This is a genomic window from Halomonas sp. ALS9 (assembly GCF_001651035.1).
GTDB lineage: Bacteria > Pseudomonadota > Gammaproteobacteria > Pseudomonadales > Halomonadaceae > Vreelandella.
On sequence record NZ_LXRG01000201.1, the window covers coordinates 125449 to 140227 of the forward strand.

Below are 14779 nucleotides of genomic sequence, written 5' to 3' on the forward strand. Positions count from 1 at the left end.
ACCACTAGCGCAATGTTATAAGATAACCTTAATGATTAATAAGGAGTCTCTTATGAAACGTTCTTCTGCTGCGTGGCTGGCCATTCTGGCGTCGTTTAATACCTGGGCGGCGGATCGCAGCCTGGATATTGCTGCGCCATGGGAAATTAAAAGCGCTGACCCATCCACATCAGGGTATGTGTTTAGCCGTATGCGGGTGGCGGAAAATCTGGTAACCACCGACAACCAGGGCCAACTTGCTCCTGGTCTAGCCAGTGCCTGGGAGGTATCCGACGATGGCCTTGAGTGGCGTTTTACACTACGCGAGAACGCTCACTTTCATGATGGCACGGCGGTGAGTGCCGATGCAGTCGTCAATAGTTTAGAGGCCTCCATCGCCAAACCCGGCATGCTGGATACAGCGCCTATTGCTAGCGTCGAAGCCGTTGGTGATGACGTCGTCATCAAACTGGAAAGCGCTTTTGCCCCCCTACCCGCGCTGCTGGCGCACTCGACAACGCTGATTCTCGCCGAGGCCGCCTATGCCGAGAATGGCGACGTTACCCAGATGATCGGCAGCGGCCCCTATCAGGTCGATGAACTCAGCCCGCCCCAGCGTATGACGGTCACCCGTTTTGACGACTATTGGGGGGCTGCCCCGGCCATAGCAGCTGCGAGTTACTTAGCGGTGAGCCGCGGCGAAACCCGCGCGCTGATGGCGGAAAGTGGCGATGCGGATATCGTTTTCACCCTCGATCCTGCCAGCCAGGCACGCCTAAGCCGCAACGCCTCCCTTTCGCTGCACAGTGAACCGCTGCCGCGCACCATCATGCTCAAGCTTAATGCGAGCCATCCGTTTCTTGATGATAAGCGCGCTCGCCAAGCCCTCAGTATGGCCATTGACCGAGCAGGTATTGCGGCGGGGTTGCTGCGCGCACCGGAGGCAGCGGCGACGGAGCTATTCCCCGAGAGCCTTGGCGCTTGGCACTTAGGCGTCGCCCCTTCCAGTGGCCAGGATATTGAAAAAGCCCAGGCGCTACTCGCCGAGCTGGGCTGGGAGCCGAATGAAGAGGGCCTGTTGGAACGCGATGGCCAGCCGTTCAAGCTAACCCTGCGCACCTACGCTGACCGCCCCGAGCTGCCGCTAGTGGCCACTGCTCTACAGAGCCAATGGCGCGAACTGGGTGTTGATCTAGAAGTTGCGGTGGGCAATGCCAGTGCTATTCCCTCAGGCCACCATGACGACAGCCTAGAAGTGGGATTATCAGGCCGCAATTACGGCCTGGTGCCCAATCCGCTGGTTTCGCTGCTTGATGATATCGGTTCCGACCCGGACAACATGGGCGGCGACTGGGGCACCATGAATTGGCGGGATGATGAGGTAGCCGAGTGGCTGGACACTCTGCGCCAATCCACCGAGGAGCAGGCGCTAAACGACCTGGCGCCGCTGGTGGCCGAACGGCTACATCAAGAGATGCCGCTGATTCCGGTGGCCTGGTATCAGCAAACCGCCGCTGTCAGCGATGAGGTAGAGGGCTTTTCCATCGACCCACTAGAGCGCAGCTACCGGATTGACCAGATGGAGTGGGCCGAATGACGTCACGCTGGACGCAAGGACTTGGCCGACTGCTGCTATCACGGCTATTTCAAGCGGGGCTAGTGGCGTGGTTAGTCGGCACGCTAACCTTTATTCTCACCCGCAGCCTGCCCGGTGATATGGCCTATCGTATCGCCGCCGGGCGTTACGGCTACGACATGGTGGATGGGGCCGCAGCTGAAGCAGTGAGGGCCGAATTAGCGCTGGATCAACCTGCCGCTGGCGCGTATTTCAGCTGGCTATGGGATTTGCTGCAACTGGATCTGGGTCGCTCATTGGTCAGCGGGAACCCAGTGATTCAGGAGCTTTCTCACCAATTGGGCCACTCATTGAGCCTGGCGATTATTGCCGTACTGCTTTCGCTGCTGATCGGCCCGCCATTAGGGTTGGTGGCCGGCCTCAAGCCCGGCGGCATGCTGGATCGTAGCAGTGAAGTCGCCGCTAACGTGCTGCGGGCTCTGCCACCCTTTGCGGTGGGGCTGCTACTGATCATGCTGTTTGCGGTCACCCTGGGCTGGCTACCCGTGGCGGGGCACGGCAGCGCGCTGCACAACGTGCTGCCTGCACTGACATTGGCGTTGGGGCTTGCCGCTGTTTCCAGCCGCGTGGCACGCAACGCCATGGCCGATGTGTCCCACTCTGCCTACTACGCTTTTTCGCGCACCAAAGGTCTCAACGAACGCCAGAGTTTTATGCGCCACGGGCTGCGCAACGCCGCGGTACCGGTGGTGGCGTACCTGGGTGTCCAGTTTGTTTATTTAATTGAAGGTGTCGTGGTGGTGGAAACCCTGTTTGCCTGGCCGGGAATTGGCCATGCACTGGTGCACGCTATCGTGGCACGAGATGTGCCGATGATTCAGGGCACGGCGCTGGTCATGGGGCTACTGTTCGTCATGCTCAATACCGCCGTGGATATCGCCTGCCACTTTCTTGACCCACGGAGGCGCCACGCATGACGGCCGCTACTACTCGTTTGTCATCTCGCTTCTCGCTGCCCCAGCTCAGCAGCCGCCAACAATTGGGCGCATTCTTGCTCGCCCTGCTGCTAGCCTTTGCTTGGCTGGTGCCGTGGCTATTTGATGCTGACCCTGCTCGTCAGCAGCTAACCCGCATTCTGCAAGCGCCTTCTCTAGCCGAGCCGTTCGGCACCGACCACTTAGGGCGTAGCATGTTAGCCCGCCTTGCGGCGGCGATTCGCCTCTCCTTGGGGATGGCGCTGCTCAGTGTGGCCACCGCCGCTATTCCCGGCGTATTGCTGGGCGTGGTCGCCGGTTGGCGCGGTGGCTGGAGCGACCGTCTGCTGGGCAGCTTGGCCGATGCCTGCCTAGCGCTACCTGGCCTGCTGTTGGTGCTTTTATTAGTCGCTATTGCGCCGGGCAACTTCTGGGCGCTTTATGTGGGTATCTCGCTGGTACTGTGGATTGAGTACTTCCGCGTGGTGCGTGCTCGAACGCAGGCGCTGGTGACATCGCCGCAGATCGAGGCCAGCCGCCTGCTCGGCTTTGGGCCGACAATGCTTTTCCGCCGCCACCTATGGCCAGAACTTGCTCCCCAGGTATTCACCCTGGCAGCTTTTGGCGCCGCCAGCGCTATTCTGGCGATGGCCGCGTTAGGCTTTGTCAGCGTAGGGCTGCGCCCTCCCACCGCCGAGCTGGGGCTAATGATGATTGAGCTACTGCCCTACTACCACGAGGCCCCTTGGGCCATGGCACAGCCGATCATCGTACTGTTTGTGGTAGTGATGAGTTTAAACCTACTGGCAGGGAAGGATCCGCGATGACCTCTATGACGCTGACCACGACCTTGCTGAGCGTTGAAGCACTCACCGTTGATGGCGACGGCGTAAGCATCGCGCCGATCACTTTTGCGCTGGAAGCCGGCCAACGCCTCACCCTGCTAGGCGAAACCGGCTCCGGGAAGAGCTTGATCGCCCAGGCGATTATGGGCACCCTGCCTAACGGCCTAACCACCAGCGGTCAGCTCACCATTGCCAGCCACACCTGTGCCGCAGCCGACACAACGTCACGGCGCGCACTCTGGGGCCGCACACTAGCACTACTGCCTCAGGAACCCTGGAATGCACTAGACCCGACCATGCGTGCGCTGCCCCAGGTCGCCGAGACACACCGTTATGTCGCAGGGCGTTCTAAACCAGACGCCAACAGCGCCGCCCGCGATGACTTGATTCAACTCGGCTTGGAAGAAGGGCTTAACAAACTGCCCGGCGAGCTTTCCGGTGGTATGGCCCAGCGCGTGGCCTTTGCCGCCGCCAGCGCGGCGGGCGCCTCGATCGTGATTGCCGATGAGCCCACCAAAGGCCTGGATGCCCCCCGCCGGGATGATGTTGTCAAACTGCTAGCTAAAACCCCCGATGCGGGCGGCGCGCTGCTGACCATTACCCACGATATTGATGTGGCACGGCGCTTGGGTGGCGAAGTCATCATTCTACGCCAAGGCCAGGTGGTCGAACGCGGCCCCGCCGAGCAGTTGCTTAATCAGCCGCAAACCGAGTACGCCCAACGGCTGCTGAGCGCAGAACCCAGCCGCTGGTCAGATCCTTCGCCCTTTAGCCATCAAGCCAGCTCTCCCGTGGTCAGCGCCAGCGGGCTAGGCATTGCCCGTGGCGGTCGCCAGCTGTTTAGCGAGCTAGACGTAGCGGTGCGCCCTGGCGAAATAGTGGGTGTGGTCGGCCCCTCAGGCTGCGGTAAAAGCACTCTGGGGGATATACTGCTCGGCGTTGCCAAACCGGGCGCAGGTAGCGTTATCTACCAAGACGGCATGCCCAGGTTGGGGCGGCAAAAACTCTACCAAGACCCACCGGCGGCGTTTTCTCCCCACTGGACACTAAACCAGCTGCTTGAGGATTTACTCCGCCGCCATCAATTCGAGTACCGCGCGGTTGCGCCACTCATGGAGCGTTTGGGCCTTAATCAACACCTATTGGATCGTCGTCCCGGCGAGATCTCCGGCGGTGAACTGCAGCGCTTTGCGATTCTACGCGTGCTGCTGCTTAAACCTCGCTTTCTGTTTGCCGACGAGCCCACCTCGCGGCTTGATCCGGTAACGCAACAGCAAACTCTTAGCCTGCTGATTGAGCTGGCCCGGGAACAAGCCTGCGCAGTAATGCTGGTCAGCCACGACCCGGCACTGATTGCGAAGGTATGTGATCGGCAGTTGGCATTGGCGGGTTAGGCGAAAGCGGCAATTGCCCCGTCGGGATATGCTCTTTGATAAACGCTAAGAACGCCTGGGTTGCTCTCGGCAAGGTGCGTTTAGCCAGGGTTTGGACTTCGATAAAACGCAAGTCCATGCCCTGGTCGCGGATAGGAATAGCAACCACACGCTGCTGTTGAATGCGGTAACGAACGGAAATCTCACCGGCAAGCGCCACGCCTCCCCCCAGCATGGCGAAATTGATCAGCGCTTCGGTGTAATCGCTGCTAAAAATAGATTCAAACGCTAGGTTTTGGCGACTACAGCAGATATCAAACAACTGGCGCAGCGTTGTCTCTGGTGAAGGTAACGCCAACGGGTAACGCTGCAACTGCGCCAGCGAAATATACTTCTTAGTCGCTAACTCATGATGAGTAGCAACCAGCGCCATAATCGGTGCGGGCTGCCTAAGCGCTACATTGATATCGGCTTCTGGCTTGAGGCTGAAGGTGATGCCTATGTCCGCTTCGCCCTCTCGCACATGACGCGTCGCTTCCGACGGTGGCCCCACCATCAAATGAAAATTGATACCGCTATAGCGCTCGCGAAAGGCCGCGATTGCCGCAGGCAAAAAATCCACGGCAAAGCCTTCGGAACTGGCTAGTCGCACCTTTCCCCGTTGTAAACCACGCAGTGCCAGCATTTCACTGCCAATGCGGTCGGCTTCAAGCTGCATATGACGCGCATGCACCGCCAGTAACTCGCCTGCGGCACTGGGCACCATGCCTCTCGCACGGCGCTCAAACAACAGCGTATCTAACTCGCTCTCCAGCCGCGCAATCTGCCGGCTAATCGCCGAGGGCGCCACATTCAGCTTGCCCGAGGCTTCGCTGATAGAGCCACAGCGCACCACTTCTAAAAAGTAGCGTAGCGCCGTTTCTTGCAGCACCCGTGGATTCATATCCCCTCCATTGCACATCGCACCCAGCATTGCCGAAACAGCAACGATAAGTTCTAAACATTGCACTTGTGGCACGCTTAAACAATAGATTAGTTTTAAAGATAAGGCGACGACGCATCACATCGTTGAGTCACCTAATCACTGATTCATTCAACTGATTCATCAAATAACAACAGCACCGACGGTACGCCAAACGCTCATAACCTTCCTTTATTAAAAAAAACGAGGTATGGCATGCAATCATCTAGAACTCTCTACTGCGCTACATCCCTTGCGTTACTCAGCTTCGCGACACCCGCATTAGCCGGTAAGGCCAACGATACCCTGGTCTATGCGTCTGATAGCGAGCCTGAAAACGTAAGCCCTTACCACAACAACCTGCGCGAAGGCGTTATCCTCGCCCACTTGGCCTGGGACACGCTGATTTATCGCAACCCACAAACCAATGAGTACGAGCCACGCTTGGCAACAGAGTGGGAGTGGGCCGATGACTCGACCTTGGATCTTGTGCTTCGCGAGGGCGTGACCTTTCACAACGGCGAGGCCTTCGACGCCGATGATGTTGTTTTCACCTTTAACTATGCGGTGTCACCCGAGTCTCGGGTGGTAACACGCCAGAATGTTGACTGGATTGAAAGCGTTGAGAAACTGGATGACTATCAGGTGCGCATCCACCTTAAAGAGCCTTTCCCTGCCGCCCTTGAGTACCTTTCCGGGCCGATGCCGATTTATCCCGATGCGTATTTTCAGGAAGTCGGTATTGAAGGCTTTAGCCGTGAGCCTGTGGGTACCGGCCCCTACCGGATTACCAACGTGCGCCCTGGGGATGGCGTCAGTCTAACGCGCTTTGAAGACTACTTTGCCGATAGCCCAATCGGCCAACCTGAGATCGGCAATATCGAGTTCAAGGCCATTGCCGATGCGGACTCACGTATGGCGCAATTAATGTCCGGTCAAGTCGATTGGATCTGGCGCGTGCCGTCGGATCAAGCAGAGTCGCTGGGCGGTATGCCACAGCTTAGCGTGCTAGGTGGCGAAACCATGCGCGTTGGCTATATTGGCCTGGATGCCGCCGCCCGAGAAAATTCACCGCTGAATGACATCCGCGTACGCCAGGCCATTAACCACGCCATGAACCGGGAAGGCCTCGCTAATGATCTGGTGCGCGGCGGCAGTCAGCCCCTCTACGCCCCCTGCTTTCCTACTCAGTTTGGCTGTGAAACACAAAACGTTATTGAGTACGAGTACGACCCTGAAAAAGCCCGTGAACTGCTCGCCGAGGCAGGCTATGCCGATGGCTTCGATATCGACCTTCATGCCTATCGGGAACGGGACTACGCCGAAGCCATGATTGGCGATCTACGCGCCGTGGGCATCAATGCCAACCTGCGCTTTATGACCTCCCCCGCGCTGCTGGAACTCCAGCGCAACGGCCAAACCGATATGTCCTTCAAAGCCTGGGGCTCCTTCTCTATTAACGATGTCTCGGCCTTCGTCAGCGTCTATTTCACAGGCGGCATTGACGATCTCTGGCAGGACACCCAGGTACAGGAGTGGCTTCAGACCGCCGATACCTCAGTTGATCCTGATGTGCGCTTAGAGCACTACCAGAAAGCGTTCGCTCGCATTTCCGAACAAGCGTATTGGGCACCGCTATTCTCGTACTCCACCTATTACGCCCACACCGCTGATCTTGAGTTCACCGCTTACCCCGACGAACTACCGCGCTTTTACGAGGCAAGCTGGAAGTAACGGCGTGACGTTTGAACTATCGGCAGCCGTGGCTCTTTCCACGGCTAGCCTTCCATAGCGAAGGGGTGATGCTTTATGTGGGCATTTGTTTTAAAGCGCACGCTAATAGCGCTAAGCGTCGCTCTGACTATTTCAGTTCTTTGTTTTAGTTTGCTGCAGCTCTCAGGAGACTTGGCGCTCTCCATTGGTGGCCCCGAAGCCACCGCCGAACAGGTTGAGCAAATTCGCGTTGAATACGGCCTGGATCGCCCGGTAGTACAGCAATTTACAACGTGGCTATGGGGGGCGGTGCAGCTCGATTTTGGGCGTTCTTACTACTACCAAAGCGAGGTAATGGATTTAGTCGTTGAGCGCCTACCGGTGACAATGACGCTAGGCATATTGGCCTTAGCGATTGCGTTGGGTGTTTCTATTCCCCTAGGCGTGGTGGCTGCGCTCAAGCGGGGCAGTTGGATTGACCGAGCGGCCATGACGATTGCGGTTACCGGGCAGGCAATGCCCAACTTCTGGTTTGGCTTAACGCTGATCATCGTGTTTGCCGTCAAGCTGCAGTGGTTTCCTGCGGCGGGCAGCGATAGCTGGCAAGGCTTTGTGCTTCCTGCCATTGCGCTGGGCTATTACGCCACCCCCGCCATGATGCGGCTAACCCGCAGCGGCATGCTGGAAGTGCTAGAAGCGGACTACATTCGCACCGCACGAGCTAAAGGGCTGCGCACCGGCACGGTGATCTTCAAACACGCCCTACGCAATGCGGTTATCCCAGTGGTCGCGCTGGCCGCTGTAGAGCTGGGGTTTATGCTCGGCGGCTCGGTGGTCATCGAGACCGTTTTTTCGCTACGCGGCCTGGGGCAACTGGCCTGGAACGCTATTTCCCGCAATGACTACCCGGTGGTTCAGGCCATCGTGCTGATTATTGCGCTGTTCTATATCGTGCTGACGCTGCTTGCCGACATTCTCAACGCAGTACTCGACCCACGCCTGCGCGCACGCTAACGGAGAACACCATGGCACAGATTCTTTCCCCCCAGGTGGCTTCAGAGCAGCACTTGGTTGCTCATTGGCAGTCGCGCCTGTTTCGCAGCACGCTTAATAACCGCAGTTTAGCCATCGGCCTCTTAATCATTGCCTCGTTAGGGATTGTTGCGCTGCTGGCCCCCTGGCTGGCTCCCCATGATCCCTATTTGCAGAACACCGCAAATCGCATGGTGCCGCCTTTTTGGCATGACACCGGAAGCTGGACACATCCATTAGGCACCGACCGCCTTGGCCGTGACTACCTGAGCCGACTGATCTATGGCACCCGGATTTCACTGTTTATCGGGCTGGTGGTTGCGCTGATATCCGGGCTAATTGGCACCACTATGGGCGTGTTGGCGGGCTACTTTGGCGGGCGCGTTGATGCCGTAGTGAGCTACCTACTCACCACCCGCCTGGCCATGCCGGTGGTACTCGTGGCATTGGCCATGGCCTCACTGATTGGCGGATCAATGCTAACCGTCACGCTACTACTGGGGCTGCTGCTATGGGATCGGTTTGCAGTCGTTGCCCGTTCGGCCACTCAGCAACTGCGCGATGCCGAGTATGTACAGGCTGCCCAGGCGCTAGGCTGTCCGCTGCCGTATATTTTGCTGCGCGAAGTACTCCCCAATATTGCTGGCGCGTTGATTGTCGTGGCCACCCTCGAGGTTGCCAATGCTATTTTGCTCGAAGCAACCCTGTCATTTCTGGGCATGGGCGTGCAGCCACCTTCGCCCTCCTGGGGGCTAATGATCGCTGAAGGCAAAACCTATATGTTCTTTCAGCCCTGGGTGATTACGATTCCCGGCTGCGCGCTGTTTGTTCTGGTGCTGGCGATTAACTTGCTGGGTGATGGATTGCGCGATCTCAGCGCACCGGGAGGCCGCAATGAGTAATCTATCAACTGCTGAGCATTCAGCAGCGACAAGCTCTCCCCTACTGACGGTTAAACAGCTACGCGTCGACTTGCCTGTGGCAAAGGGCACCCTTCACGCGGTACGGGGTATCGACTTTCACGTTGAGCGTGGAGAAATGCTCTGCCTGGTGGGCGAATCGGGCTGCGGTAAATCGATGACCTCGCTGGCATTAATGGGCCTGCTGCCGCGTAAGGCGCAAGTAAACGCCAACTGCCTCAATTTTGACGGCGTTGATCTGCTTACGGTTTCGGAGCGCGAGCGGAGCAATTTGCGCGGCGCGCGTATGGCGATGATTTTCCAAGAACCCATGACCGCGCTCAACCCCGCATACACCCTAGGCAACCAGCTCTGCGAAGCCCTCCGCCGTCACCAGCGGGTATCGCGGAAAGCGGCTCATGATCGCGCCCTCTATTTGCTTGAGCGGGTAGGCATCAGCGCCGCCGAAGAGCGTATGCGCCAATATCCTCACCAACTTTCTGGCGGGCTGCGCCAACGGGTGATGATCGCTATGGCGCTGATGTGTGAACCTGATCTGATCATTGCCGATGAACCCACCACTGCATTAGACGTGACGATTCAGGCGCAAATTCTGCACCTGTTGCGCGACTTACAGCAGGAGTTTGGCACAGCGATCATTTTCATCACTCATGACCTGGGCGTCGTTGCACGCATCGCCGACCGGGTCGCCGTGATGTATGCCGGCGAAGTGATTGAAACCGCTTCAGCCAAAGCGCTCTTTCAAGCCCCCAGCCATCCCTACACCCAGGGATTACTGCGCTGTATACCGACACCTGGCAAAACACTGCCGGGCAGCCGCTTACAGGCAATTCAGGGCGTAGTGCCCAGCTTGGTAGAGAAGGTTAACGGCTGCGCCTTTTGTAATCGCTGCGACCAAGCGGATGAGCGATGCCACACCACACCGCCCTTGCACGCCGTCGCAGATGGGCACTTGTCGCGCTGCCATTATGCGCAACAGCTGGCGAAACCAGCGCCGTTAAACGCTCAGGAGGAACCGTTATGAGTAGCCCCACCGCTGCCACCAACAGTGTTGCCCCTCTCGCTCTGGAACTCTGCGCGCTGTCCAAAACGTTCAAGTTGGGCGGCGGCATGCTGCATAAGAGCCAAACCTTAAAAGCCGTCAATGATGTCTCGCTGCGCGTTCCCCGCGGCCAAGTGATGGGGCTGGTGGGCGAGTCCGGCTGCGGTAAAAGCACCTTGGCCAAAATGCTACTGGGGCTGACGAAACCCAGCGGGGGCGATGTATTGATCAACGGTAAAGCGATTGTGAATGCTAATCAAAAAGCACTCGCTCGCCATATTCAGCCAATATTCCAGGATCCTTACTCGTCACTTAACCCACGCCAACGGATTGCTCAAATCGTCGGCCTACCACTGCGCATTCATGCCATTGGCACACCCAAGGAACAGGCGGCCAAAGTGGATGAAATGCTCGATATGGTTGGGCTGCCCAAACGCGCTGCCCAGCAATACCCAGGGCAAATGTCGGGAGGGCAACGCCAGCGGGTGGCGATTGCCCGGGCACTGATTATGCGCCCTGACTTGGTGATTTGTGATGAGCCCACTTCAGCGCTGGATGTATCGGTTCAGGCCCAGATCCTCAACCTGCTGCTCGACCTGAAAGATGAATTTGGCCTCACCTACCTGTTTATCAGCCACAATCTTGCTGTGGTGGAACATCTCGCGGATCGGCTCGCGGTGATGTATCTGGGGCGAATTGTGGAAGAGGGCACCCGCGAGCAAATATTTAACGCCCCACGCCACCCGTATACCCAAGCGCTGCTGGCTTCCGCGCTTACCCCAGAACCTGGCTTGGGCGTGCCCGATATCGGCCTCGGGGCGGGCCAACCCGACCCTACGCAACCTCCTTCCGGCTGTGCTTTTCACCCTCGATGCCCAGTCGCGAAGCCGCAATGTTCACAGCAGTCGCCAGCGCTCAGCGCTATTGCTCAGGGTACTGCTCAGGCTACTCATCAGGGCAGCCAGGCCCGTGTCGCCTGCCACTTTGCCTAAACACGCTTAATCAATGCCTAACATTTAAAGGAACGCTTATGACGCGCCAACACGCCCTGGACAATGCCAAAGCCTATTTTGAGAGTGGCGAGTTTTATGCTCAGCTTGCCCCGCGCATCGCCATCCGCAGTGAAAGCCAGGAATCGAATAGGCAGGAAGAGCTTCGCCGCTATCTTACTGAACAGATCATTCCGGATATTGAGCAGCTCGGTTTTAGCTGGGAAATTGTTGATAACCCGGCTGAAGGGTTTGGGCCGTTTCTGCTTGCTGAGCGCCTTGAGCCAGAAGCCTCGTTCAGCGTATTAACTTACGGCCATGGCGATGTCATCCGCGGCTATGACGACCAGTGGGCTGAAGGGCTTTCGCCCTGGAAAATCACCCAGCAAGGGGATCGCTGGTACGGGCGTGGCACGGCGGATAACAAAGGCCAGCACACCATCAATTTAGCCGCGCTGGGCTGCGTACTGAAAGCCAGCAACGGGCGCCTGGGCTATAACGTCAAGCTGGTGCTGGAGATGGGCGAGGAAACCGGGTCACCGGGGCTAAAAGAAGTCTGCCACCGCTATCGCGAGCGTTTAGCGGCCGACGTGTTTATTGGCTCAGACGGGCCCCGCCTGGACGCCGAATCGCCGACGCTATTTTTAGGCTCACGGGGTTCTTTCAATTTCGATCTTAAACTACAGGCCCGTGAAGGCGCTCACCACTCTGGCAACTGGGGCGGCGTATTAAAAAACCCGGCTGTGCGCCTGGCCAATGCTCTCGCTACACTGGTGGATGCCAACGGCGTGATTCAAATTCAAGGGTTACGGCCAGAGCCTATTCCTGACGCCGTGCGCAGTGCCCTTGCCTCACTCAAAGTAGGCGTCGGCGACAATGCCCCAGCGATTGATACGGACTGGGGCGAGCCAGGGCTCTCCCCCGCTGAGCGGTTATTCGGCTGGAACACCTTAGAAGTGCTCGCTATGAAGGCGGGTAACCCCGATGCGCCGGCCAATGCGATTCCACCCCACGCCTACGCCCATTGCCAACTGCGTTATGTAGTGGGCAGCGATCAGGATAACTTTCTTACCCATTTACGCCACCACCTGGATCAACATGGCTTTAGCGATATTGAGGTGAGCGCGGCACGCATGTCGCAAATGGCCGCAACTAGGCTTGATCCTGAAGACCCCTGGGTTGACTGGGCATTAACCTCCATCCAACGCTCAACGAACAAGCAACCCACGCTACTCCCCAACCTGGGTGGCTCGTTACCCAACGATGTGTTTGCTGAAACACTGGGCTTACCCACCCTATGGGTGCCGCACTCCTACCCCGCCTGTTCTCAGCATGCCCCCGACGAACACCTGCTGGGCAGCATCGCCGCCGAAGCACTGCTTTTGATGGCGGGGCTTTTCTGGGATCTTAGCACCCAGGGGGCAGCGATTAAAAAGGAGCGAGCGTCATGCAAGAGCCACTAATACAGCAAGCATGTGATTGGCTAAGGGGACAGCAGCAGGCGATGATTGACTGCTTAGAGGCCCTGGTGAATATCGATTCCAACAGCGACGACAAAGCCGGCAATGATGCGGTCGCCGACCTGATCACCCAATGGCTTGAGCAGGATGGCATCACCGTGATACGTCACCAGCGCCCAGACTCAGGCGATATTTTAGAGGCACAGCTGGGGGGAACTGACCAAGGCCATGCGCTACTGATGGGCCATCGGGATACGGTGTTTCCCACTGGCACTGTGGCAGGCCGCGGCTATAGCCAGAAAGACAACCTTGGCTATGGCCCTGGCGTTGCCGATATGAAAAGCGGCCTGGTGATGAACTGTTTTGTGCTACGCGCGTTGAGCCGCCTGCCCACTTGCCCCCTCCCCGTTCGCGCCCTGTTTACCGCCGATGAGGAGATAGGCTCGCCGGATGGACGGGCGTTTATTGAAGCCGCCGCCCAGGGGGCACGCGCTGTCTTGAACGTTGAGCCGGGGCGTGTCAGCGGCAATGTGGTCACTGGGCGAAAAGGCGGCGCCGGTTTTGTGATCAATGTCACCGGCAAAGCCGCCCACTCCGGCGTTAGCCACGCCGATGGCGCCAGCGCCATCGAAGCACTGGCTCGAAAAATCATCCAACTGCATGCCTTAACCGATTACGCGGCAGGCATCACCACTAACGTAGGCACCATCACCGGCGGCGTATCCCGCAACACCGTCGCGCCTTCGGCTTCCGCGCAGTTGGATATTCGTTTTGTTACCACCGCCCAGCGCGACCAGCTTTATCAAGCCATTGAGGCGATTATCGCTGAACCAGACCTTCTCGGCACGGTGGCCACCATTGAGCAGACATCAGAGTTTTACCCTCTCGAAGAGCCTATGAGCAGCGCGCTGTTTGCGCTTTATCAGGCCCAAGCTCAGGCCATTGGATTTGCTGTTGACGGCGAATTCACCGGCGGCTGTTCTGATGCAGGCTGGACGGCCAGCTTGGGCATCCCCACTCTGTGTGGCCTAGGCCCCGTCGGCGCAAAAATGCACACTGATGAGGAGTACTGCTTACTTGATACGCTGGTGCCGCGCACGCAAGCTCTGGCCGCTACGCTATTGAATTTACACAATATGTCAGCTGCTTTTGAGCGATAGATTGGCGAAGTCCTCCTTAGACAGCTACCTTAAATGGGCAACGCTATACACTATTTCCATGGACTCGGGAGAACATCACTATGCGCTATTCCACTATACGTTTCTCAACACCGCTTACCGCTATTGCCGCCTCGCTGCTGCTCGCCACTTCAGCGGCCCAGGCCAATGAAACGCTCGATGTCGAGATGCATAAAGTCAGCGCCGAAGGTAATGAAGCGTCAATCGGTACCGTATCCCTTGAACATACGGATCTCGGTTTATTGCTGACACCTTCACTCACGGGACTTGAGCCCGGTGTTTACGGTTTTCACGTTCACCAGAATGCTAGCTGTGATCCCGCTGAGAACGACAGCGGCGAAATGACCGCTGCCCTATCGGCTGGCGGCCACTATGATCCCGAAGAAACCGGCACGCACCAAGGCCCCTATGGAGAAGGTCATTTAGGCGACCTGCCGGTGCTAACGGTTAATGAAGATGGCGAAGCCAATCTCCCCGTCTTGGCCCCGCGCTTGAGCATGGAAGATATGCCCGGCCGCAGCCTGATGATTCACGAAGGCGGTGACACCTACGCAGATGAGCCACACCTGGGTGGAGGTGGTACTCGCATGGCCTGTGGTGTCGTGGAGTCCTAAACGTCAGCGATCACCTTGATCAGATGAAACGGGCAGCCTCTAGGCTGTCCGTTTTTTTGCTTACCGCCCACTAAAGTCTAACTGTGATTTTATAGCGCTTATCTGTACATTCAGCCCTGCTAA

At 57.8% G+C, this 14779-nt stretch carries 13 protein-coding genes; 12 read left to right on the top strand and 1 reads right to left on the bottom strand.

The features are described 5' to 3' along the window. The first annotated feature begins 52 nt into the window (after window positions 1-52). Genes A6R74_RS18435 through A6R74_RS18450 form a run of 4 tightly spaced genes read left to right on the top strand, consistent with a single transcriptional unit; the run spans window position 53 to window position 4768 of the window. On the top strand, window positions 53-1576 hold the full coding sequence (locus tag A6R74_RS18435; RefSeq protein WP_121499425.1) for an ABC transporter substrate-binding protein: 1524 nt from the start codon (window positions 53-55) through the stop codon (window positions 1574-1576). Then, window positions 1573-2532 carry an ABC transporter permease gene (locus A6R74_RS18440; RefSeq protein ID WP_064235935.1) on the top strand — a complete coding sequence of 320 codons (960 nt, stop codon included), beginning with the start codon at window positions 1573-1575 and terminating at the stop codon, window positions 2530-2532. Before A6R74_RS18435 ends, A6R74_RS18440 begins: the two co-directional genes overlap by 4 nt. Then, complete coding sequence (locus tag A6R74_RS18445; RefSeq protein WP_064235936.1) at window positions 2529-3356, top strand: ABC transporter permease; 828 nt, start codon at window positions 2529-2531, stop codon at window positions 3354-3356. The genes A6R74_RS18440 and A6R74_RS18445 overlap by 4 nt, the downstream gene beginning before the upstream one ends. After that, complete coding sequence (locus A6R74_RS18450; RefSeq protein ID WP_064235937.1) at window positions 3353-4768, top strand: ABC transporter ATP-binding protein; 1416 nt, start codon at window positions 3353-3355, stop codon at window positions 4766-4768. Before A6R74_RS18445 ends, A6R74_RS18450 begins: the two co-directional genes overlap by 4 nt. Here the strand turns inward: A6R74_RS18450 and A6R74_RS18455 are convergent. Then, window positions 4707-5690 (bottom strand): LysR family transcriptional regulator, encoded by a 984-nt coding sequence (locus A6R74_RS18455; protein ID WP_064235938.1) that lies wholly within the window; start codon window positions 5688-5690, stop codon window positions 4707-4709. The two genes, A6R74_RS18450 and A6R74_RS18455, sit on opposite strands and share 62 nt — an antisense overlap. Before the next feature lie 234 nt (window positions 5691-5924). Between A6R74_RS18455 and A6R74_RS18460 the strand changes: the two genes are divergently transcribed. The 8 genes from A6R74_RS18460 to sodC all read left to right on the top strand — a co-directional run bounded on the left by A6R74_RS18460 (window position 5925) and on the right by sodC (window position 14656). Beyond that, complete coding sequence (locus A6R74_RS18460) at window positions 5925-7442, top strand: ABC transporter substrate-binding protein (protein ID WP_064235939.1); 1518 nt, start codon at window positions 5925-5927, stop codon at window positions 7440-7442. A gap of 75 nt (window positions 7443-7517) precedes the next feature. Beyond that, on the top strand, window positions 7518-8435 hold the full coding sequence (locus A6R74_RS18465) for an ABC transporter permease (protein WP_064235940.1): 918 nt from the start codon (window positions 7518-7520) through the stop codon (window positions 8433-8435). Between the two features lie 11 nt (window positions 8436-8446). Then, window positions 8447-9355, top strand: a complete 909-nt coding sequence (locus A6R74_RS18470; RefSeq protein ID WP_064235941.1) for an ABC transporter permease — start codon at window positions 8447-8449, stop codon at window positions 9353-9355. Further along, on the top strand, window positions 9348-10397 hold the full coding sequence (locus tag A6R74_RS18475) for an ABC transporter ATP-binding protein (RefSeq protein ID WP_064235942.1): 1050 nt from the start codon (window positions 9348-9350) through the stop codon (window positions 10395-10397). The genes A6R74_RS18470 and A6R74_RS18475 overlap by 8 nt, the downstream gene beginning before the upstream one ends. After that, window positions 10394-11407, top strand: coding sequence for an ABC transporter ATP-binding protein (locus A6R74_RS18480; RefSeq protein WP_064235943.1), 1014 nt, complete (start codon window positions 10394-10396; stop codon window positions 11405-11407). The genes A6R74_RS18475 and A6R74_RS18480 overlap by 4 nt, the downstream gene beginning before the upstream one ends. Window positions 11408-11445: 38 nt before the next feature. Continuing rightward, window positions 11446-12867 carry a M20 family metallopeptidase gene (locus tag A6R74_RS18485; protein WP_064235944.1) on the top strand — a complete coding sequence of 474 codons (1422 nt, stop codon included), beginning with the start codon at window positions 11446-11448 and terminating at the stop codon, window positions 12865-12867. After that, on the top strand, window positions 12852-14024 hold the full coding sequence (locus A6R74_RS18490) for a M20 family metallopeptidase (protein WP_064235945.1): 1173 nt from the start codon (window positions 12852-12854) through the stop codon (window positions 14022-14024). The genes A6R74_RS18485 and A6R74_RS18490 overlap by 16 nt, the downstream gene beginning before the upstream one ends. Window positions 14025-14104: 80 nt before the next feature. Beyond that, window positions 14105-14656, top strand: coding sequence for a superoxide dismutase family protein (sodC, locus tag A6R74_RS18495; RefSeq protein WP_064235946.1), 552 nt, complete (start codon window positions 14105-14107; stop codon window positions 14654-14656). Window positions 14657-14779: the final 123 nt, after the last annotated feature.